This window comes from Fibrobacter sp. UWOV1 (genome assembly GCF_900142495.1).
Lineage (GTDB): Bacteria > Fibrobacterota > Fibrobacteria > Fibrobacterales > Fibrobacteraceae > Fibrobacter.
The window spans coordinates 161,478-181,647 of sequence record NZ_FRBA01000001.1 but is presented as its reverse complement, the minus strand read 5'-3'; the positions used below and the strand labels follow the sequence as shown (position 1 = coordinate 181,647).

Sequence of the window (20,170 nt, the reverse complement as noted above, 5' to 3'; positions counted from 1 at the left end):
CGTTTTGTGTAAAATGTTATGCTTTGTCAGACTTGTCCAGCGAAGAATCAATCGCCGAAAGCAGGCCAGTGTATGGATTGCTGCTCTGCAGCAGATGAGCCTGGTTCTTGAGCTTGATTTCTTTCAACTCGGGGGCGAAATAGCTTTTTTTCTGTTCTTTGTTCATGGAGTTCTCCTTATTTCTTTAAGACTTTTTTGCCGTAGTAAGCACCGCGGGCCTGGTGCGTGCCATTCAGCTTGCGGCCCTTAAGGTCGTAGTTGCGGTTCATCTTGAATTCGCCGGAACGAGTATTGATGCTCCCGATAACTGTCGTATGTTCGTTGCCGTTGGTACTTTCGACAATGACCACGTCCATGGTGACAGGACGATTCTTTTCCTTGAGTTCTGGAGTGAAAATATCTCTTGTGAATATGAATGCACGGAAGGGGGCGAGTGTGGCTCCGGCACCGACTTTGACAAACTGGCCTGCGGTTTTGAAGGTTTCTGTGACTTGGTCGTTAAATCCATAGGTGTTGCCGCTTTCGAGCATTTCTTGTGTGAAATCCATGTATTCATCGGAGCCATCAATAAACCAGCTGCCACTCTGGTATAAGAAGTCGTGATTAAAAGGAGTCTTTTCTATATCTACAGCACCCTTGATTACGAGGGTTTCAGATTCCATCTGTATGAGGTACGGTCTATAAGCTTCGGTTTTTACTTGGCTGATGTCTTCGGTTCCATCTTTTAAGTTTTTAACTTGCACTTCCATTTTGCCGTTGACTTCTTCGACTCCTCGGAATTTGTAGATATTCTTGACTCCGCTCAGTTGATTCAGGTTGACTGCGAAGGGGAGCATGATTGTGGAGTATCCATTTGCCGAAAGGGGGAACTTTCTTTCGAAGACGACGGAGTCAACTGCTTTGGCTTCGATATCACCGATGGAACCATAGTAGTCGCCATCGATGAATGCTGTTGTTTTCCCGTCTTCGGTTATGTACCGGATAGCGGGGTAGTCCTTTTTCAGCATGAGCGTGTTGTTATAGGCGTATAATTCGTAACCAGTCGCTGTTCCTGAGACATGTCTGAAGATATTATTGATGGCGTCTTTGGTAACGTATTCCGATTTTGTGGAAAGGGCAATCTTCGGATTTTTGTCAGACAAAGGTTCTGCGATGTTCAGGTTGATGATGGCATCGCTTTTTAATTCGCCTACAATATTGATTTTCTTTCCGTTGGACAGGACGATTGCGTCGGTCTTGTAAAAATGAGGATTGCCGGAAATATCGATGTCTTCGAAAGCTTCTACGGCGTAGTTTACATAGATTGACCCGCCGGAAATGGTCACCTTGGAGCCTTTGTTTGCGATGATGCCTCTGTTGTTTGCATCAATTGAACCACCCTTCATGTTGACTTTTGAACCGGTTTGGGCTACAATCCCTATATCACTGGCGTAAATCATTCCTTCGCCTATTTTAAGGTCTCCTTGTACGTTAATGACCGGATCTACATCTTTATTAGATCGGATAAATCCCTTTTGCAGGAACATGGCGCCATTGACTAAAATTGCAGGAGCATTATTTGTATTTGTAACGTAGTCTCCAATTATTCCGCCATTCCGCGACTCATCGTTGTTTTCGATTATTAGTGCGCCGTCGACGACGAAAATTTCTCCTTTTTGTTCATTCGAATGGTTTAGCGAATCGCGTGATAGTCTAAACCCATGAAGGTCTAAGGTGATGAAAGCTCGATTGATATAAAGGCAATGAGATAATGTCACGTCTTTTTTTAATATGTAGTCAGTATCTTCATCTAGCACCCAACAGCCGTCAACGGTATGACGATGTTCAAAATTGTCTTCGCTAGAAACTTCCACCGTTTTAGTCGGTTCTATCGGGGGGTCTAGGGCGAATGCTCCAAGGGGTAAAAACAATAATGCTGGGATTATTTTTGTGATTTTCATATCTCCTCCTTTAAAGTGAAAAGCAAGTGAAAGTTACAAAAAACTTACCGTTTTGGCTCTGGATAAAGTATTTTTTTTGAGTAAGGAGGCTTTTAGCAGCTCACGACAAGGGCGATAAGGCCTGCGAACATGGCGATTTTCACTAGTTTTTGAGCGTTTCGGTAGTTACGCTTGTTTGCAAAAACGAGAATCGCGATGACGGCGGGGGTAAAGGCGATTCCGGTGATAATCAAGAAAAGCATGGGGTAGTAACCCTGCGCGACAGGCAGCGGTAAAATGGCCCAGGTGAAAAGGCAAATGAGGCCGGCGAGGCGCCTTGCGGTGGGGGCGCCTGCAATCAGCGGGAACGTCATGATGCCAGCCTTGAGGTCGCCCGTTTCGTCTTCCAGGTCCTTGTAGATTTCGCGGGCGGTCGTGAGGAGTATTGCGAACAGCATCGCGGGGTAGAGAAGTCCGATTTTGTTCGAAATTCCAAGCGTCGATTCGATGGATTCCTTGAGGCCCGTGGGGTAGAACAGGCAGAGAATCAGGGGTGTTGCGCAAAGGAAGGCAACCGTCATGTTCTTTAAAAGCGGAATGTGCTTGAGCCACTTGTTGTAGGCGACCAGAAGCGCGCCGAGTAGCACAAAGAAAATGCAAGCCGTGAAGTTCGTCTTGGTCATCAGGCTGTCGGCAAGGCCTGCCGCAACTGTGAGCACGAGAAGAAGAATCCACGCCCTCCGCGCCGCCGCCACCGAAACCTTTCCGCTCACCAGCGGACGCTCCGGGCGATTCAGACGATCGCTATCCAGGTCCCAAATATCGTTCTGAATGTTCGCAAAGGCGATGGCAAATGCAAAACCGAGCGCCTGCAAAATAAGCGAAATCCATTCGATACCGCCCGCTGTCGTGGGCAATGCCGAAAGCAGGTAGTAGCCGGTTACGAGCGAGACCATCGCGATGACGATGTTTACGGGTCTGGACATTTTGAATAGCGCTAGTAGCATGGCGTGAATATAGAAATATTTGTAGAAACGAAAGGTTCGTCTTCCTCTGACTGACTGTTTTGAAAATTTTACAATCGAAAATGGTATTCAGACGCCTGAAAAAAGCGTGTTAGGTAATAGGGGGTACCCGTAACTTAACACGAAAGGAAACTCATGTCTGCTAATACCAATCATTCGACAAAAAACTACATCGTCACAAATGAGCGTGGCGAAGAATTCCTGCTGCCCAAATACGCGGCGACCTTCCGCATCCTTATGGACGACAAGGACACGATCCGCGATGTGCTTAACAGCCTGCTCCAGCTGGACCGTGACCATGAAATTGTCGACCTCGAATACGAATTCGAGAAGCCCATCGACATCTTTATGCCCGAAAACGACCCCGCACGTCTTGACGTCTGGGTGCATACCAGAGATAACCGCTACTTGAATGTCGAGATGCAAAACAAGGTTCATGCCTTCTTTTTTGACCGCATGCAGCTCTACAATTCGTACCTCACGCTGCGCGGCAAGTATGAGTTTAACCGATCGGACTATTTCTTGGGCCTGCCGGAAGAGGAACGCAGGTATCGTTACTACGAACTTCCGGAAACGGTATCCATTTGGCTTTGCAACAATCCGGTACTCCGGTCGAAGGATATCTATAAGGATGTCTGGACCACTTACAGCGAACATGAGGTCAAGTCGGGAAACGCCCTTCCCATCTCGCGGAAAAATAGGTATATTAAAATCTGCGCGTAAGCCGCGTGAACCCTGAACTTTTGAAAGCACTGGAGGCAAACATGTTCGACCATCATGAATACGAGGCTCTCGAAGCCGAAGCCTACCTCAAGGGCCAAGCGAGGGGCATGGAAAAGGGTATGGAAAAGGGCGTCCAACAGGAACGCAAAAAGAATGATGCGGACAATGCTGCTCGCGACACCAAACGGGCCGACTACTTGCGTTCGCAGAACGTGCCTGACAACGTGATTGCGGCGATGCTAGCCTTGAAATAGCTTTTTATGCTAGGTTAAAAGATCTAAAGCCGATCCTTGGGGTCGGTATTTTCAATTCTTGTGACATTTAACTAAATTTGGCAAAAACGATTGAAGTTACTGGAGGTTTTGTGAAGATTTTTACAAACGTCATTGCGAGCCCTGTAAGGGCGAAGCAATCCATTTTTGGTCGGTTAGTATTTGCGCTTGTCTTTGCGTGCATTTTCATTGCGTGTGGCGATGAGTCTGGTAGCTCCGCTCCCGATCCAATCGGTGAAATCTCGTCGAGTAGCAATGAGGACCTTGGTTCCAGTTCGAGTGTCGGCGAGAATGGTTCTTCTTCGTCTTTGAAGCCTGATTCGAATGGCTCGCAGAAAAATTCTAGTTCCGCAACAACGGTACGATCTAGCAGTAGCTCGAATGCAAAATCTTCGTCAAGTAAGGTATGGACTTGCTCTGAAGAAGGAAAAATTGTTGAGAAAAAAAATAAAACAACTAATACATGGGAAATATATCAATGTACAAATGGCGTTTATGAAGTGGTTGTGTATTCAAGTTCTTCAGAAAAAGTCTATACATTCAAGGAATTATTTAAAGAAGACAGTGTGTTTAATAAAAATATGGAGTACGGAACTTTTGTGGATTCTCGCGACGGTCAAGAATACAAGACGATTGAGATATACTTCAACTATAAAGAAATTGAGTATTTTACGGTATTTGCTCAAAATCTGAATTATGGCACACAAGTGAAACTTGAAACAACTGCTTTTGACGATGACAAGGTTGAAAAGTTTTGTTATGACGATGACCCTTGGTATTGCGAACACTATTTTGGTGGTTTGTATTCTTGGAGCGAGGCTATGGGACTTCCGAAGGCTTGTGATAGTGTGAAAACGGGTGCAACGCCTGATTGCCCTGATTCTGTTGCACCAGGGATTGTTTATGAGGCTGAATGGAGTGAATTGCAAATACAGGGGATATGCCCTGATGGTTGGCATGTGATGAATGAACGTGAATGGAGAGCTTTGATTCATGGAGATGAGTCCGCTTCTCGTGCGATATCAAAAGCTTCGTATGGAGGCAATGAAAGTGGATTTTCTGCTTTGTTTAATGGAGGGGGGTTTAATGATGAAGATGGCTGTAGATATGATCATATGCAAAAATTGGGCTTTTATTGGTTGCCTAAAGAGCGGACAGATATAGCGGCAGGATATGTTCTTTTAGAGAAAAATCGGTATGATTATTCTGGCTTTCGTAAGAACTATGGTCAATCCATTCGCTGTGTAAAGGATTATTTGTCGAAATCTAGGTGAGCCGGATTTCTTTCTTTAAAAATTATAAACAAAAACAGGGCATTGGGGAAAAGCGTGCTAAGTGAGCGTCGCGACAAAAGGATGCAAGGCGAGATAGCGCAAAAAACTTGTTTTTGCATTATCGAGCCGCAGCTACGGACGTCGTAGACGTCAAAACGCTTGCGTTTTGGCATGACCGAACGACGCCGCGGACGCCGTAGGCGTCAAAACCCTATGGGAGTTATTTATGGCAAAGAAGAAATCACGTTAGTGATTTCGAATTCGTGTGGCTTTTTTTTGTGGCTAGGAAAGGAGATGCCGGAACAGGTCCGGCATGACAATCGGGCAGGAGGCATCCCCCTTTTGTTGCTATATTTGCGGTATGCCGTTTTTTACCAAAAGCAATCTTGTGGACTTGCGGGCGGAAGCCGAGCAGCTTTCGATTTGCGTGGAGCATTTCCTGTATGCGTCGGAGCGCGTGGTCGAGGGCGACTATAAAACGAAGGGCTTTTACGACAATTGCATTGAAAAGTGCAATGGGCGCCTGAAGGCGATTCATTTCTTGATGGAGTCCATTCGCCAGAACAGGCCAGTTTCGGAAGAAGAACTGGAAGAAACTTTGCCGGATTTTCTAAATTGCCAAAAGAACGCTAAAGACAAAAAGTGATGCTTGATAGCGATTTCGAAGAAGAACGCGAACCTAGACGTGTAAGGCCGACCCGCCGCGATCACCGCAGCAGGCGTATCGACGTGATGCGCGAAATGGAGTCCGGCGTTGTCGACGAGCGCCCCGTCAAGGAACGCTTCAGTCGCGAATTCAAGAATCCCCGTATCAAGAAAATCAAGGACCCGCTGGAAAAAATCGACGAAAAGGACTGCGTCGAAGGTTTGGTGGTGGAAGTGCACCGAAGAACATGTGAAGTTCGGTTAGATTCTTCGACTACGCCTAACGGCTTCGCTCAGAAAGACACCCTTCCTACTTCCGACTGTCTACCGTCTACTGTCACGGCCATGTATCGCGCGACGACTTCGAAGGCGTTGGGCGAATTTCCGGCGGTGGGAGACCGCGTGCTTTTGGGACAGGTGAACGAAGACGAGGACAGTGGCGAAGGTGTCGGTTCGCAGAAGTATTGCGTGGTGCGCGTGCTCCCGCGAAAGAGCGAACTCAAACGCCCCGGCCCCCGCGACAGTTTTAGGCGAAAGCTCACCCTGGCAGCAAACATTGACCAGGTGGTGATTGTCGCGAGCGTGACGCAGCCGGAATTCAACTACGGGTTCATGGACCGCTTTTTGCTGGCGGCGAACCTGAACAATCTGCCGTTTGTGCTGGTGCTGACCAAGATGGATTTGCTCCCGAACGGCGAGGCCGACCTGACCGACGATATCCGCGACTTCATGAGTATCGTGGACAAGGTGATTCCCGTGAGCGTGAAGTCGGGGGTGGGCCTGGAACGCCTGCGCGAAGAACTCCTGGGCAAGTCGTCTGTGTTCAGCGGGCAAAGTGGCGTGGGTAAGTCGACGCTGGTGAACGCCCTGGTGCCGGGTGCCGAACTTGAAACCGGCGCCGTGCGCGAACGCGACGGCAAGGGAAGGCACACGACGACTTCTTCGAGCCTGTTCGATTTTCCGGGTGGCGGCTACGTAATTGATACGCCGGGGATCCGGAGCATCGGTCTTGCGAACGGCGAAGACGATATGGATGGCGAAACGTTGGCGAAGATTTTCCCGGGATTTTTCGAGGGCGACTTGTTTACCTGCAAGTACAGCAACTGCAAGCACCTGAAGGAACCGGGCTGCTCGGTGCGCGAGGCGGTAGAATCGGGTAAGCTTTCGCGGGCACGGTACGCGAGTTATTTGAGAATTTTGAATTCTAGGAATTAGGTTTGATGGATATTGCTGTAAAAATTACCTTGGTGGCGTCGATTGTGCTGGTGGGTTACAACCTGCACCAGCTGGTAACGAGTTACGAGGCAATTTGCGAAAAGGTCAAGGAATTCAAGGCGATGGCGCTGGAAAACGATTCGGACGAGAGTGCCGTGCGCCGCTCGAACTTTTTCTTGACGGGCACGCTTTCGGTGCTGTATATTGCGCTTACGTATCTTTCGGAGTTTGCCTACTGGGTGGTGGGAGCCGTATTTGTGAAACTCGCTATTTCGATGTACTTGTCGCATTTGGAAATTTCGCAGATTTTTAAGGAAGAGTCGATCCGCCCCAAATTCTTCAAGATGACCAAGGTCGATGCCGCGGTGAACGTGTTGGTGGGGCTCGGTGTGGCGGTGATAGCCGTATCGTGAGGTGCCTATGAAAAAGATAATTGCCTTGCTCGTGTTTGCGCTGTTTGCCTGCGTTCCGGCCTGGTCGCAGATGGAAGCGGCCATTGACCCGACCACGGGGGCTGCTGCAGGAACATCTGCCGGCCCGTTGCTGAACGGAATCCGCACGCCGTTGATTGTGGGCGGAGCTCTTGGTTTTGGCTCCGGTACGGGCGTTGGCTCTGACCGAGGAATCGGACTCCGCCAGATTGAACCGATGATCGGTATCTGGTACCCGGGACTTGCGCTGTTCCGCGTGGGGTATGGCATGTACGGTTACGAAGAGGATACCGATGACGGAAAGGACTACCAGGTGGACCATTCGGAAATGGATTTCGAATTGGGACTCCACTTGCTGGGCGAAGTCTATTTGCTGGGTTCGTATTCTCGCGTGAAGGAACTGAGCGACCTGGGTGACGTGGCCTGGAACGAATGGGGCGCGGGCTTTGGTTCGCTGTTGTTTATTTTCTCGAAGACGATGCTGTTTGCCGAAGTCGCTTACCGCTGGGTGCTGACGCATTATGACCCGTTTATGGACAAGAAGGTTCATGGCGGGCGCATCCAGATGAATTTGGGATTCTCGGTGTACGTGTTCTAGAAAATGTGGTTGCGTTTTTAAGGAATTTGCTTTGTCTGACTATAAGAAGAATGTTGCTGTTTTAGGGGGAGCGTTCGATCCGGTTCACATGGATCACATTAGGGTGGCAAAGACTTGCCTAGAAAAGAAATTTTGTGACGAAGTCTGGTTTATGCCGAGCCCGGACCGTTGGGACAAGAAACTGAACGCAAGCCCCGAAGACCGCTTTGCCATGCTGGAACTTGCCATGGAAGGCGACCCGCGACTGATTCTTTCGGACTTGGAAATTCAACAGGGTGATTTTCGCGGTTCGTACGTGTTTTTGTGCGGGCTCAAGGAAAAATTCCCGGACATCAATTTTCGCCTGCTGACCGGTGCCGATACCTACGACGGCATTCCGCATTGGCGCGACCCGATGAATTTTTTCGGAACCAACTACAACGGACACCTGCTGCTGCGCGATTTTGAACTGATTGTGTTTGCCCGTAACGGTTACCCGAAGCCGGATATTGTAGAACACAAGGCGAAGGGTTATGCTGACCTTTTGTGGCTTGGGCCGGAGCAAGGGTTTGAAGGCGTGTATTCGAGTACCGCGATCCGCAAGGCGCTGCTGTGTGGCGAAGAACCCAAGGGATTACACCCGAAGGTGTATGAATATATAAAGCAACACAATTTGTATAGAGAATAGATGGATGGTGTGTAATGTGAAGTGTGAAATGTGAAATGAATAATGACTAATCACACATCACACATCACACATCACACATTTGAACCCTGTAGCCTGATTTTTCTTATGCCAGTACCTTCAGATATGTACTTTGAGAGCGTGGTGCAGCCCGAACACGAGGGCTGGCTGCTGCTCGATTCGCTTTGCAAGCGTTTTACCTACCATAGCCGCGAACTGTGGGGCGAAAAAATTGCAGGCGGTTTTGTCGCGGTGAATGGCGAGACGGCGACTCTTGAAACGGTGGCGCACCGCGGCGACAAGGTGGTTTACCACGTAACGAACTATACCGAGCCCGAAGTCCCGACGGATTTTAAGGTCGTGTTCGAAGACGACGAATTCATGCTGGTGGCAAAGCCTGCGGGCGTGCCGGTGCACCACACGGGGCACATATTCTACAATACGTTTACCTCGATTGTGCGCCGTGGGACAGATTACGAGACGGCGACCCCGATGCATCGCCTGGACCGCGACACGGGCGGGCTCATGCTGTTTGCGAAGTATGCCGAGTCGGCGGCGCGGTTCCAGAAGAATCTGGACCGAATCTTGCTGAAGAAATTCTACATGGCGGTTGTGCGCGGGGACTTCGCGGTTGAAGGAACCCCTGCGGGCGAGCCTGTAGATTGCACGATGCCTTTGCGCGAAGACCCCGCGGACCGCTTGCGGCTCCGCATGCACCACTTTGAAGACGGCAAACCTTGCCACACGCGTTTTAGAAAGGTGGGTGTGGGCGAGTTATCGCAACCGGTGGGCGGCGAGACGAAATATTCCGTAGTCGAGGCCGAACTCTTGACGGGCCGCAAGCACCAGATTCGGGCTCACCTCGCAGAACTCGGGTACCCGATTCTGGGTGACCGCCTGTACAGCTTCGATGGCATCTACTACGAGAAAATGTCTCGCTCCTGGTCGCGCGATCCTTCTATCGACAATTCCGAAGAAGGCCTTTCCGCCGAAGACCTAAAGGCCCTCGGCGGCAAATCGCAGATGCTTTATGCGTACAAGGTGGAAATCCAGTTGCCCTACTGGAAAGAATCGCGCGTTTTCGACAGCCAAGACTATCCGGCAGACATGGCAGAACTGGTGGAAAGGGCTAAAAGCGGCGTCTAAAATTGCGAAATGCACTCGAAAACGATTTTTTTCAAAAAAAACGCAAAAAATTCGCCCTTACCCCTTGACGAATTATTCTGAATATCTATATTTGGTGCCGTCGATGAGAGCAATCTCAAAGGCAAAACCAAATTGCTTCATAGCTCAGTTGGTAGAGCCCGCGACTGTTAATCGCGTTGTCCTTGGTTCGAGTCCAAGTGAAGCAGTGAAAAAGGTTCCGATGAAAGTCGGGACCTTTTTCTGTTATGTATACTGGCCAAAATCTATGGGAGCTCCCCAAGGGTGTGTTAAACTAAATTTTTATATTGCGAAGAGAAGGGAACTTTGTTGTAAAGAAGGAGAACGGAATGCGCAAAGTTTTTTTGCGGTACACAATGTTGTTGGCGGCGCTGGCTTTGAGTGCGTGCGGCGGTGACGATAGAATTGTGGAGACGGGTTCTCCGGTTGGATCCCCCGAAGACGATTACTTCGATGAAGATTTGAATTTGGATGAAGCCCCGTACGACATGGGGACATGCACGGGGAATTCTTTCCCCAAGCAGTTTTTGGTGATGAATGATGGCTCGTACTACCGGTGTATAGAGGGCTTGTGGTTCAGGATGGAACGTTCCAGTTCTTCGAAAAAGGCGAAATCTTCGTCGTCTTCCAAGAAGCATGCTTCAAGTTCGTCGGCGGAGGAATCTTCGACGCCTGGAGAATCTTCGTCTTCGGAGGACGTGATTTCAAGTTCTTCGGAATCTTTGCCGGAATCTTCTTCGTCGGAAGAAACCTCGTCTTCGTCGCGCGTGGTCATTGACTTAACGCAGGAATATGATTGCCTGGAATATTCTTGCGTCTATAAAGGTTTTTTGAATAAAAAGATGCTTGGTTCCGGATTGTACGGTCAGTTCTTGGATTCCCGCGATGGCCAGGTTTACCGCACGGTAAAGATTGGCACGCAGACTTGGATGGCTCAAAACTTGAATTACATTTCTGCGAAAAGTAGATGCTACTTGGATGAACCAACCGCTTGCTATACCTACGGCCGCCTTTATTATCAGGAAGAAGCGTTGACGGTTTGCCCCGTGGGCTGGCATTTGCCAAGCGGCAAAGAATGGGATGTCCTTGAAGATTTTGTCGCTCTTGAGCTTGGGGATAGTACCGAGGTGGGCAATAGCTTAAAATCCGTTAGTACCTGGACAGGTGAAATAGGGTCGGATCTTTATGGCTTTTCGGGCCTTTCTAGCCGATATTTTGGAAATGTCCACGTTTGTGGCGGTGCACACGGCGTGTATTGGACCTCAAATGATTACGAATATCGCTGTTTGTTGAATGATCGCGGCGATTTGTATTCCTATTGGGAGGCTTATAGCGTTGATTGGGGAATGTCTGTCCGCTGCATTTTGGACGACTAGGCGGCCGAGATTTTCTATATTAGGCCCCGGAGGCATTATGCTGAAAAAATTGATTGCCATTCTGTTTGCCGCCGCGGTCTTTGCGGTGGCTGATCCTATCGCTGTCGAAGCCCGTCTGACCGAAATTCCGGGCAAGATGCCGAGTAACGACCTGTACAGCTACGTGTACGTGTTCAAGTACAAGGTGCTCAAGGTGGAATCGGGCAAACTGGACGCCAAGGACGTGCTGGTGGGCGTTTACAACCCGCTCATTGCTCGCGGCAAGGTCAAGGACAAAATGGCCGACAAGTCCAAGGGCAATGTGGGTGAATTCAAGGCCAAGGCCAAGCATAAGCTCAAACTGGTGCCGCTCGAAGGCAACTGGGATGGCGCTGTCGAAGACGAATACTTTGACGACGAATCCCCGCGTTACTTGGCTGTTGAGGTGAATGAGTGATTAGAACTTAGAGCTTAGAACTTAGAACTTAGAACTTAGATAATCTCATTTTTCTAAGTTCTACCAACTAAGCTCTACCAACTGATTTCTATGGTCTTCTCCTCCCAGCTATTCCTTTTCTATTTCTTGCCGACCTTCCTGGTCGGTTACTTCGTGTTGTACAAACTGCACGCGAAGCACTCGACGCTGAATTTTTTCATCACGATTTTCAGCTACGTTTTTTACGGTTGGCTTGAACCATGGCTTGTGTTCCTGATGTTCGGTTGCACCCTGGTGGTGTACGTGGCCGGCCGCTTTATTTCGGCTCCGGGGGCTTCTAAACTGCAACGGAATCTGGCACTGGGGGCCGCTATTGCAGTGAACCTCGGGGCGCTTGCTTACTTTAAGTATTACATGTTCGGCATGGGCATCGTGAACGATGTCATTACAAAGCTCGGTTGTGAACCGTTCTCTGTCATGACGGTGCTCTTGCCGGTGGGTATTTCGTTCTATTCGTTCCAGTCCATGAGTTACGCGATTGACGTGTGGCGCGGGACTGCTCCTCCGGTAAAGGACTTTGCGACATTTGCTTGCTACGTGGCCTTGTTCCCGCAGTTGGTGGCGGGCCCGATTGTCCGTTACAATACCGTGGCCGAGGAACTTGCGACCCGTACGCATACGCTCGAAAATTTTGTGCGCGGCATATCGTTTTTCTGTTTTGGCTTTGCCGAAAAGATATTCCTTGCAAACCAGGTGGGCATTATTGCGGACCGCGTGTTTGCGGCCGATGCTCCCGGCGTGCTGAACAGCTGGTGGGGTTCGCTTGCGTACATGTTCCAGATTTACTTTGATTTTTCGGCGTATTCGAACATGGCGATTGGCCTTGGGCTCATGCTCGGGTTCCACTTTCCGCGTAATTTTAACGGCCCGTACCGTTCCAAGAGCATTACCGAGTTCTGGAAGTTCTGGCATATTTCGCTCACGAGCTGGTTCCGCGATTACCTGTACATTCCGCTGGGCGGCAACCGCGTGGGCACAGCCCGCCTGTACTTTAACCTGTTCCTGGTGATGTTCGTGAGCGGTGTGTGGCACGGTGCCAACTGGACGTTTGTTTGCTGGGGCCTGTACCATGCCTTCTTTATGATCGTGGAACGCGCAAACAACAAGAACGCTTTTTATTACAAGGCGCCCAAGCTGGTGCAGGTCCTGATTACGCAGGTGATTGTGCTGTTTGGCTGGGTGCTGTTCCGTGCCGACAGCATTGGCGAGGCCTGGCGCATGTGGAAGAGCATGCTTGGGTTCAATGCGGTGAGTTCTGCCGATGCGATTCTGTCGGCTGAAATCTTTACGCCGACGTGTCTGTTCTTTATGGCTCTTGCGGCCTTGCTTTCGTTCTGGAAGTTCCGTAGCTTTGATTGGTGCAGCAAGGTTTCGCCGGTTCGTATGGCGGTGGCCTTGGCCATCTTTATCGTGGCCATTCTCGCTTTGTTTACACAAAGCTACAATCCGTTCCTTTATTTCCAATTCTAGGATTGCGGCTTTAGAAAAAAGCCTGATTGAAAGTAAAAGAATGTTGTTTGAGTGGGCGGCGGGCTCGGTTTTTTCTAAATTTAGCCCCGATGAATAAAATTATCCGTTCTCTGCTGACTGTTTGTGCATGCTCGTTCTTTTGCTTGACGGGCTGCGATGTTCCATTTTCCAAGGAAGACCCGGTTGTGGTTTCGGTGGGCGAAACCAAACTCCGTCAGGCCGAACTTTACCGTCTTGTCCCTGAATGGGATTACATGACGGACCGCGAAAAGCTGACGTTCCTGGAACATTGGATTGATGAAGAAACCATTTACCAGGAAGCCATGGCCAAGGGCTTCTGGAAGGACCCCGCCGTTCAGGAACAGGTAAGACGTACCGAACGCAAGATCACGGTGGACTATTACTTGCAGACGTTTGCCGACACCATGATGCTTGGCGATACCGAAAAGCTGGATTACTACCATGCCCATCCGGAATTGTTTGTGCGCGGCAGGAACTTGCTGACTGGTGCCGTGATTTACTTTAAGGATTGGCAGATGGCTGAAATGTACTATAAGGGACATAAGAAGCTGACTTATGAAACTTATCCGGCTGCAAGCTGGATGGTGAAGCGCATTGAACGCTTTGATACGGTTGCCGTTAGCCCCGATAGCTGCATTTTGCCGTCGTTTACCGATGTGGAATTCGGCAAGCTTTCGCAGGTTAAGCTTTGCGGTGGCCAGCTCAAGGCTGTCGTTGTGCTGTCGAGACTCGATTCTGCCGATGTGTTGCCCTATGCCGAAGTCGCCGAAGATGTGGCTGCCCGCGCCTGGGTCGAACACCAGAAGACCGTGTTTGCCCGCCTGAAGAAGGAATGGAAGAAGGCACGCCCGATTTTCTCGCAGATGAATGTGTTTAGCGAAAAGGAAAAGTAATGAAGTTTCCTGTTGCAGTGAAACAATTTGTTATTTCGTTGAGTGCGTTAGCCGCATTTGCCATGGCTGAACCCGTGTTGATGGAAGGGGTTGCGGCCGTGGTCGATGGCAAGCCGATTATGCGTTCGGAATTCTTGAACAACTTGTACCGTTTTCAGGAAACGCCCGAAGGTTCTGCGATGTCCGAAGCGGACCAGCGCAAGTATGTGCTTGACCAGATGATTGAAGAAAAGGTCTTGCTGAGCCGCATTGACCGCGATTCTATTGTGATTACCGATGCCGAAGTCGACCAGCGCGTGAACGCCCACTTGTCGCAGCTTGCCGCAAGCCAGAATACGGACCTTGCGACGCTCGAAAAGGCGATTCGTGCCCAGCTCGGCATTAGCATGGCGCAGTACCGCGACCAACTTTCGAAGCAGATTCGCAACCACATTGAAATGGCCCGTGTGCGTCAGCGCCATGTCGGTTCTGTTACGCCGACCAAAAAAGAAGTGGATGCCTTTTTTGCAAATTACAAGGATTCTATTCCGCAGCAGTTCAATTGCGTGCTGTTGAGCCATATTCAGTTGCCGATTGAACCGGATTCCATGATTGTGGATTCGGTAAAACGTATCGCGGATGCCTTGATCGACACCTTGAACCTGGGGATGAGCTTCGAACTGTTGGCGAAGGCCCATTCGCAGGATACTTCTGCTGCCAAGGGTGGTGACTTGGGATATTTTAAGCGTGGACAGCTGGACCCTGCCTTTGAACGTGCCTTGGATTTGCTGAAGAACGGTCAGTATTCTTCTAACCCGGTGAAGACGAAGCTTGGCTGGCATATTGCCCGCGTGCTTGGCCGTAAAGAAGACGGTGTGCGTTCTGCCCAGATTTTGCTTCGCACGATTCCGACGGCGAAGGATTCTGCCGCGGTTCTTGCCCGTGCCGATTCTTTGAGAAAAGCTATCAAGACGACAGAAGGCTTTGCCGCTGCCGCCAAGAAGTTTAGCGAAGACAAGTCCAGCAACTTTGCCGGCGGCCGCCTCGGTTGGTTCCAGCGCAACGAAATGGAACCGGCCTATGTGGAACCAGTTGCGAACTTGAACGTGGGCGAAATTTCGGAACCTGTTCTGATTGATGGCGCCTACCACTTGTTCCGTCTGGATGATTCTCGCCAGATTCGTGATTTGACTCTGGAAGAAGACTACGGTAAGATTGAACAGATGGCTGCAACCCATCTTGAAAATCAGAAGCTCGAAGCGCTGGTAAAGAAGTGGCGTGACGAAGTCCATATCGAAATCCGCATGACGGAATAATAACGTCATTGCGAGCGCAGCGAAGCAATCCATTGTTTAAAAGGCTCTTATGATTCATTTTAACCACGTCACTAAATCTTACGAGGATAACTGGAAGGCTCTTTCCAATGTGACGTTGCGTATTCATAAGGGTGAATTCGTGTTCTTGACGGGGCATTCTGGTGCTGGTAAGTCGACGCTCTTGAAGCTGATTTACATGGACGAACGCCCCGACGAAGAACGTGGCGGCCAGGTGATGGTGAAGTTTACGGGCGACTGCCTGTACGACAGCAAGAATACGCCGGATAGCAAAATCCAGTCGCTTCGCCGCAAGATGGGAATTATTTTCCAGGACTTTAAGTTGTTGCCGGACCGCAATGTTTTCGAGAATGTGGCACTTGCGCTCCGCATTGTGGGTACTCCGAGCAGCAAGATTAATGCGGCTGTGTTCGATGCTTTAGCCCTTGTGGGCATTAGCCAGAAACGCTTTGCCATGCCCTATACGCTTTCGGGCGGTGAACAGCAGCGTGTGGCGATTGCGCGCGCCATGGTGCATAACCCGTACTTGCTGTTGGCGGACGAACCGACCGGTAACCTTGACCCGAAAAACGCCGAAGAAGTCTTCAAGATTTTCAAGGAAATCAATGCCCGCGGAACAACCGTCGTGATGGCGACGCATAACCCGGACTTTTACCTGAATAGCCCCTTCCGCCGCCTGGTTCTTGACCACGGCGAACTCTTGAACAGAGACCTTATTTAGACCTGAACGGTGCGGATTTCGCCTGGCTTTAAATCGCCCAGCGTATACTTGTCGAACTGGATGCGTACGAGGCGCATGACTTCGTAGCCGAGGTGGGCGAGCATGCGGCGGATTTCGCGGTTCTTGCCTTCGGATAACGTAATTTCTAACCAGCAGTTCTTTTCGCCTTCGTTGTGGAGTAGTGCGCGCTCCGCGTGCATGAATTCTTCGCTTTCGCCGAAGACGCGGGGCGGGACGCTGAAGCCGGATTCCATTTTCGTAAGGTCGTCGGCAGTGGGGTGGCCTTTGACCTGCACGCGGTAGATTTTCAAGTGGGATTGCTTGTGGATTCTATCGCCTGCGGCTCCAGAATGACAGCGGGTTTGATTCAGCAGTGTGTCGGCCCATTGCGTGTCGTTCGTAAAAAGCAGCAGGCCTTCGCTGGCAGCGTCGAGGCGGCCTACGGGTGCAATGTGCGGCATAGGCTTGCCGGGAAACATCTTGGCGTACTCTTCGCGGAACAAGTCCATCACGGTCTTGCGGCCCTTCTCGTCGCTTGCGGTGGTGACGATTCCGCGGGGCTTGTTCATGGCGAAGTAGACGAAATCGCTTGCGGTAACGGGCCTGCCGTCTATGAGAATTTCGTCGTTTTCGTAGGCGGGCGTTTCGGGGTCGCGCACAGGCTTGCCTCGGAGAATTACGTGGCCTTCGCGTACCAGCTTTTCGGCTTGGCTGCGGCTACAATAGCCGCGTTTGGAAATCACGCGGGCAACGCCGTGGGCGCCTTGCTTTTGTGGCTTGCGGTTATTGAAAGCCATGGAGCTCCGTGAGCAAGTGGAACAGTTTCTCATTCAATGCGTTGTTGAGCGCGTCTGCCGCGGCGGTGTCTTCGAATCCCATGTCGCGGGCGCGTTCTCCGCAAATGTCAATTCCCAAAATTTTTCTGTTTTCGGCGAGAACTTTGAGTGTCTTGGCGAGTTGTTCAAAGGTGAGTGAACCTTGATCCCAGTTGGTCGCTGCTTCTGCTGTAGAAAGGGCGTCCTTGTCGATAGAAATGTAGACGGGTGTGGAGTGTGATGTGAGATGGACCCTATCGGGGCTAAACCCCTCCAGGGTGACAGCGGATAGTTCGCTTTCGCGGATGAAGGTGACGCGGTTCAGAATTTCGGCGGCGCTTGCCTGCGAAAGGTCTTCGCGGATTTCTTCGACGAGATGGTCGGCGACTCCGGTAACGATGACGTTCTGTACAAATTTATTGTGGTCGAGAACTTCTTTAATCCAGCCTCCGCAACTGAGGATTCCTTCGAAACGAGGCGGTTGCATATCGGGATGGTGGTCAAATACGACAAGGTCGAACGGTTCTTGAACGCGGTCCGTCCAGAGCATACTCATGTAGTGGTAATTGCCGTTATCGAAGAAGTGGATGCCGGGGGTGCTTGTAGCAGAAGTATTCGTAGCGGTTGCGACGGCTTCGTCCATCATCTTGTTGAGGGCATCTTGCGCTTCGTCATCGCAGTAGCAGTCTGTACCTTCAATCTTAGTGCAGTCCAGCCAATGAATGTCGCCGTTAGATGCAGCCAATTCCCGCAGCCCTTGCATGAAGGGCTGCTCGGCGTAAACGCCAGTGAAATCTTGAATGGTGACTATCGGCATCTTGACTCAAATATAAACTTATTTGCCGAAGCGCTTGCAGAAAGTGCAATTCTGACAAAACGGATGGCGTAATTCGTGCTTGTCGAAGCCTTCGCGTAGGTTGCGGGCGAGGGGAGTCTTCAGGATTTCGGCAAGGCTCTGGTCGGCGATGTTCCCGAGGGTGATTTGTCCGCTATAATCTAAGCAGCAGGCTACAACGCGTCCGTCATGGAGAATTGCAACATGGGTGTCGAGTGCGCGGCATGTTCCTTGAATGTAATTTTTTTTAGAATTGTCAATTCTGAATTCCGAATTCTGAATTCTGAGTTGTTCAGGCCATTCAAAGCGGCTGTCCTGGTGCAGGTAGATGCGTCCGGTGACATTGAAACTCTTGTGGCGGCTACAGAAATGACCTAGTTCAACATTGGTGCCGAAAGTCTCGTTCACCTTGGCAAGCATCGTCTCGTTCCAAGAATTGCTGGTTGCATCGCCTACATTCCAGAGCCTCAAATTGATGTACATGTCGGGACGCACTGCATTCGCCATCTTGCAAAAGTCAAGGACGTCTTGCAAGTGTGCGAGTGCCGGTTCCTGCGGCAGTTCCGCATACGCATGCGTCGAAATGTTCACCTGGCGCACGGCGGGGGATTTCAAGAGGCGCTCCGAAACTCGTGCTATGGTGGTGCCGTTGGTGGTCAAGTTCAGCTTGAGCGGAGTTTGCTCTAGTCTTTTGAGGAATAGCCCAAAACCAGGATGCAGCGTAGGTTCGCCCAGCACATGAAAGTAGACGCTTTCGGCAACGGTCGCCGCTTCTGCAATGCAGCGTTCAAATAGCTCCGTGCTCATGAATTCGCGAGGCTTTTTTGATGCGGTATTTTGGGGCGAAATCGTTGATGTCTGCGAAACTGCCTTGCCGCAAGGGCAAAAGCTGCAATTCAAGTTGCATACATCCGTAATTTCGATATAGACCGCGTTCATGATTCTACGTCAACTACTTGAGTCTCAATTTTTTCTGCGCATAGATGCTTTGTCCGCCGTTGCAAACAAAGGCGACTACGCAAACGATAAAGAATGCGGGCAAGGTGTCAAAACCGAAAATTTCTGCGCCGATAAAGATGGGGGCCAAGAGCGTGTTTGTCGCACCACCAAAGACGGCCGCATAACCGAGGGCTGCTGCAAGCGGCAAGGGAACGCCTACCATGGCGGCTACCCAAGTGCCGAATGTAGCCCCGATGGCAAATAACGGTGTGATTTCGCCGCCCTTGAATCCGACTGCAATCGTTGCAATCGTGAGTGCGAATTTCAGAATCCAGTCGCAGGCGAAAACTGTTGCAGCGACTCCCGCGACATTTACATTTGCGGCCTTCGGGTTTGCAAAGCAGAGGTCAATCAGGTTCGTACCGAGGCCTGCATAGCGGCCCTGCCAGAAAAGGAGAAGCAAAAGGCTGAGGGCGATACCTACGAAGGTGATCCGCTTGACTGCATTTGGCAACTTGTTTGCGAAAAGTTTCTTGGCAATCGAAAGCATCTTGGCAAAGCCGCCGCCTACGATACCGAATAAAACACCAAGCAGGGCAAGCTTTAGTACGAATTGAATGTCAAGTCCGTTTTCATTCCACAGGAGTCCGGCGACGTTTGAATCCGGGAAAAGCGTGTGCAAGTCAACGGAGAACTTTTCGAGCCCGAGCATCTCGGAAACCTTGTAGGCGGTAAATGCAGCGGCTGTTGCCGGGAGCAAAGCGGACAGATTCAAGTAGCCCACCAGCAGAACTTCAAGCGCAAGCGCTATGGCGGCAAGCGGTGTCTGGAAAAGTCCTGCAAAACCTGCAGCCATGCCTGCAATGAGCAAAATTTTGCCGGCGTTTTCCATAGGAATTTTTTTGCTGATGTTGTGCCCGAGCGTCGCACCAATCTGCATCGCGACTCCTTCGCGGCCGGCACTACCGCCGAATAAATGCGTAAGCCATGTGCTTACCGCAACCATCGGGATCATGCGCAGCGGAATTTCGTTTTCTTTGCCGTGGGCGACACCGAATACCATGTCCATGCCGCGCTCGGTGCCCTTGCCGAATTTCTTGTAACCAAGTACAATCGCAATACCGATCAAGGCAAGTCCCGGAATCCAGTAAAGCGGATTGGCGTCGCGTACCGCACTGACCGCCAGGAGCACCTGCCCAAAGAAAGCCGTAAGGGCTCCGACAAGAGCGCCCAAGGCGATTGCTGCAATCGTCAAAATCGGGAGTGATAGCCACTTTTGAACAAATGCACTGAATCTAGCCTTCATTTGTTCCTTCGCCATACGCATCATTTGCTCCTTCATTTCGGGCGACATGCCGGCGAATTGTTCCTTGAACTGGTTG

General features: G+C 50.4%; 22 protein-coding genes and 1 tRNA gene. 16 read left to right on the top strand and 7 right to left on the bottom strand.

Going from position 1 to position 20,170, the window contains the following annotated elements:
* Nucleotides 1-16: 16 nt before the first annotated feature.
* From BUC02_RS16065 to BUC02_RS00770, 3 genes are all read right to left on the bottom strand, one after another.
* Nucleotides 17-166: a hypothetical protein gene (locus tag BUC02_RS16065; RefSeq protein WP_175549772.1), complete on the bottom strand. Its 150-nt coding sequence runs from the start codon at nt 164-166 to the stop codon at nt 17-19.
* A gap of 10 nt (nt 167-176) precedes the next feature.
* Nucleotides 177-1,439 carry a hypothetical protein gene (locus BUC02_RS00775; RefSeq protein ID WP_139260941.1) on the bottom strand — a complete coding sequence of 421 codons (1,263 nt, stop codon included), beginning with the start codon at nt 1,437-1,439 and terminating at the stop codon, nt 177-179.
* A gap of 593 nt (nt 1,440-2,032) precedes the next feature.
* Entirely contained in the window at nt 2,033-2,905 is an 873-nt protein-coding gene (locus tag BUC02_RS00770; protein WP_254794036.1) for a geranylgeranylglycerol-phosphate geranylgeranyltransferase, read from the bottom strand.
* 174 nt (nt 2,906-3,079) lie between these two features.
* Here BUC02_RS00770 and BUC02_RS16485 point away from each other — a divergent pair, with 174 nt between their 5' ends.
* From BUC02_RS16485 to ftsE, 16 genes are all read left to right on the top strand, one after another.
* The gene (locus BUC02_RS16485; protein ID WP_073317341.1) at nt 3,080-3,667 is read left to right on the top strand and encodes a PD-(D/E)XK nuclease family transposase; all 588 of its coding nucleotides are present in this window, start codon (nt 3,080-3,082) and stop codon (nt 3,665-3,667) included.
* 41 nt (nt 3,668-3,708) lie between these two features.
* Nucleotides 3,709-3,921: a hypothetical protein gene (locus tag BUC02_RS16480; protein WP_254794035.1), complete on the top strand. Its 213-nt coding sequence runs from the start codon at nt 3,709-3,711 to the stop codon at nt 3,919-3,921.
* A 110-nt stretch (nt 3,922-4,031) separates the two neighbouring features.
* Nucleotides 4,032-5,213 (top strand): FISUMP domain-containing protein, encoded by a 1,182-nt coding sequence (locus tag BUC02_RS00755; protein ID WP_073317335.1) that lies wholly within the window; start codon nt 4,032-4,034, stop codon nt 5,211-5,213.
* A gap of 361 nt (nt 5,214-5,574) precedes the next feature.
* On the top strand, nt 5,575-5,859 hold the full coding sequence (locus BUC02_RS00750) for a hypothetical protein (protein WP_073317332.1): 285 nt from the start codon (nt 5,575-5,577) through the stop codon (nt 5,857-5,859).
* The gene (rsgA, locus tag BUC02_RS00745; protein WP_073317329.1) at nt 5,859-7,073 is read left to right on the top strand and encodes a ribosome small subunit-dependent GTPase A; all 1,215 of its coding nucleotides are present in this window, start codon (nt 5,859-5,861) and stop codon (nt 7,071-7,073) included. Before BUC02_RS00750 ends, rsgA begins: the two co-directional genes overlap by 1 nt.
* A gap of 2 nt (nt 7,074-7,075) precedes the next feature.
* Entirely contained in the window at nt 7,076-7,486 is a 411-nt protein-coding gene (locus BUC02_RS00740; protein WP_139260937.1) for a hypothetical protein, read from the top strand.
* Nucleotides 7,487-7,493: 7 nt separating this feature from the next.
* On the top strand, nt 7,494-8,102 hold the full coding sequence (locus tag BUC02_RS00735) for a hypothetical protein (protein ID WP_139260935.1): 609 nt from the start codon (nt 7,494-7,496) through the stop codon (nt 8,100-8,102).
* A 31-nt stretch (nt 8,103-8,133) separates the two neighbouring features.
* Nucleotides 8,134-8,769 (top strand): nicotinate-nicotinamide nucleotide adenylyltransferase, encoded by a 636-nt coding sequence (locus BUC02_RS00730; protein ID WP_233247809.1) that lies wholly within the window; start codon nt 8,134-8,136, stop codon nt 8,767-8,769.
* Nucleotides 8,770-8,892: 123 nt separating this feature from the next.
* Nucleotides 8,893-9,912 carry an RluA family pseudouridine synthase gene (locus tag BUC02_RS00725; protein ID WP_254794034.1) on the top strand — a complete coding sequence of 340 codons (1,020 nt, stop codon included), beginning with the start codon at nt 8,893-8,895 and terminating at the stop codon, nt 9,910-9,912.
* 133 nt (nt 9,913-10,045) lie between these two features.
* A tRNA-Asn gene (locus BUC02_RS00720) sits at nt 10,046-10,118 on the top strand.
* Nucleotides 10,119-10,259: 141 nt separating this feature from the next.
* Nucleotides 10,260-11,306 (top strand): FISUMP domain-containing protein, encoded by a 1,047-nt coding sequence (locus BUC02_RS15605; protein WP_083564327.1) that lies wholly within the window; start codon nt 10,260-10,262, stop codon nt 11,304-11,306.
* 37 nt (nt 11,307-11,343) lie between these two features.
* On the top strand, nt 11,344-11,742 hold the full coding sequence (locus BUC02_RS00705) for a hypothetical protein (protein ID WP_073317313.1): 399 nt from the start codon (nt 11,344-11,346) through the stop codon (nt 11,740-11,742).
* A gap of 90 nt (nt 11,743-11,832) precedes the next feature.
* A complete protein-coding gene (locus BUC02_RS00700) occupies nt 11,833-13,251 on the top strand; it encodes an MBOAT family O-acyltransferase (protein WP_073317310.1) in 1,419 nt (472 codons plus the stop codon).
* Nucleotides 13,252-13,340: 89 nt separating this feature from the next.
* Nucleotides 13,341-14,165 (top strand): hypothetical protein, encoded by an 825-nt coding sequence (locus BUC02_RS00695; protein WP_073317306.1) that lies wholly within the window; start codon nt 13,341-13,343, stop codon nt 14,163-14,165.
* Nucleotides 14,165-15,460 (top strand): peptidylprolyl isomerase, encoded by a 1,296-nt coding sequence (locus tag BUC02_RS00690; RefSeq protein WP_073317302.1) that lies wholly within the window; start codon nt 14,165-14,167, stop codon nt 15,458-15,460. The genes BUC02_RS00695 and BUC02_RS00690 overlap by 1 nt, the downstream gene beginning before the upstream one ends.
* A 49-nt stretch (nt 15,461-15,509) precedes the next feature.
* Nucleotides 15,510-16,199 carry a cell division ATP-binding protein FtsE gene (gene ftsE, locus BUC02_RS00685; protein WP_073317299.1) on the top strand — a complete coding sequence of 230 codons (690 nt, stop codon included), beginning with the start codon at nt 15,510-15,512 and terminating at the stop codon, nt 16,197-16,199.
* Here the strand turns inward: ftsE and BUC02_RS00680 are convergent.
* From BUC02_RS00680 to BUC02_RS00665, 4 genes are read right to left on the bottom strand one after another with little or no spacing between them, the layout of a single operon-like run.
* Nucleotides 16,196-16,996, bottom strand: a complete 801-nt coding sequence (locus tag BUC02_RS00680; RefSeq protein WP_073317296.1) for a pseudouridine synthase — start codon at nt 16,994-16,996, stop codon at nt 16,196-16,198. The genes ftsE and BUC02_RS00680 overlap by 4 nt on opposite strands.
* The gene (locus BUC02_RS00675) at nt 16,983-17,831 is read right to left on the bottom strand and encodes an arginase family protein (RefSeq protein WP_073317293.1); all 849 of its coding nucleotides are present in this window, start codon (nt 17,829-17,831) and stop codon (nt 16,983-16,985) included. The genes BUC02_RS00680 and BUC02_RS00675 overlap by 14 nt, the downstream gene beginning before the upstream one ends.
* 18 nt (nt 17,832-17,849) lie before the next feature.
* Nucleotides 17,850-18,788, bottom strand: coding sequence for a radical SAM/SPASM domain-containing protein (locus tag BUC02_RS00670; RefSeq protein ID WP_073317289.1), 939 nt, complete (start codon nt 18,786-18,788; stop codon nt 17,850-17,852).
* A gap of 13 nt (nt 18,789-18,801) precedes the next feature.
* On the bottom strand, nt 18,802-20,094 hold the full coding sequence (locus tag BUC02_RS00665; protein WP_073318831.1) for a chloride channel protein: 1,293 nt from the start codon (nt 20,092-20,094) through the stop codon (nt 18,802-18,804).
* Between the last annotated feature and the right edge of the window lie 76 nt (nt 20,095-20,170).

Coding starts and splice junctions, on each gene's coding strand:
- BUC02_RS16065 (WP_175549772.1), bottom strand. CDS start 166: ATGAACAAAGAACAGAAAAAAAGCTATTTCGCCCCCGAGTTGAAAGAA.
- BUC02_RS00775 (WP_139260941.1), bottom strand. CDS start 1,439: ATGATTTACGCCAGTGATATAGGGATTGTAGCCCAAACCGGTTCAAAA.
- BUC02_RS00770 (WP_254794036.1), bottom strand. CDS start 2,905: ATGTCCAGACCCGTAAACATCGTCATCGCGATGGTCTCGCTCGTAACC.
- BUC02_RS16485 (WP_073317341.1), top strand. CDS start 3,080: ATGTCTGCTAATACCAATCATTCGACAAAAAACTACATCGTCACAAAT.
- BUC02_RS16480 (WP_254794035.1), top strand. CDS start 3,709: ATGTTCGACCATCATGAATACGAGGCTCTCGAAGCCGAAGCCTACCTC.
- BUC02_RS00750 (WP_073317332.1), top strand. CDS start 5,575: ATGCCGTTTTTTACCAAAAGCAATCTTGTGGACTTGCGGGCGGAAGCC.
- rsgA (WP_073317329.1), top strand. CDS start 5,859: ATGCTTGATAGCGATTTCGAAGAAGAACGCGAACCTAGACGTGTAAGG.
- BUC02_RS00735 (WP_139260935.1), top strand. CDS start 7,494: ATGAAAAAGATAATTGCCTTGCTCGTGTTTGCGCTGTTTGCCTGCGTT.
- BUC02_RS00725 (WP_254794034.1), top strand. CDS start 8,893: ATGTACTTTGAGAGCGTGGTGCAGCCCGAACACGAGGGCTGGCTGCTG.
- BUC02_RS15605 (WP_083564327.1), top strand. CDS start 10,260: ATGCGCAAAGTTTTTTTGCGGTACACAATGTTGTTGGCGGCGCTGGCT.
- BUC02_RS00705 (WP_073317313.1), top strand. CDS start 11,344: ATGCTGAAAAAATTGATTGCCATTCTGTTTGCCGCCGCGGTCTTTGCG.
- BUC02_RS00700 (WP_073317310.1), top strand. CDS start 11,833: ATGGTCTTCTCCTCCCAGCTATTCCTTTTCTATTTCTTGCCGACCTTC.
- BUC02_RS00695 (WP_073317306.1), top strand. CDS start 13,341: ATGAATAAAATTATCCGTTCTCTGCTGACTGTTTGTGCATGCTCGTTC.
- BUC02_RS00690 (WP_073317302.1), top strand. CDS start 14,165: ATGAAGTTTCCTGTTGCAGTGAAACAATTTGTTATTTCGTTGAGTGCG.
- ftsE (WP_073317299.1), top strand. CDS start 15,510: ATGATTCATTTTAACCACGTCACTAAATCTTACGAGGATAACTGGAAG.
- BUC02_RS00680 (WP_073317296.1), bottom strand. CDS start 16,996: ATGGCTTTCAATAACCGCAAGCCACAAAAGCAAGGCGCCCACGGCGTT.
- BUC02_RS00675 (WP_073317293.1), bottom strand. CDS start 17,831: ATGCCGATAGTCACCATTCAAGATTTCACTGGCGTTTACGCCGAGCAG.
- BUC02_RS00670 (WP_073317289.1), bottom strand. CDS start 18,788: ATGAACGCGGTCTATATCGAAATTACGGATGTATGCAACTTGAATTGC.
- BUC02_RS00665 (WP_073318831.1), bottom strand. CDS start 20,094: ATGAAGGCTAGATTCAGTGCATTTGTTCAAAAGTGGCTATCACTCCCG.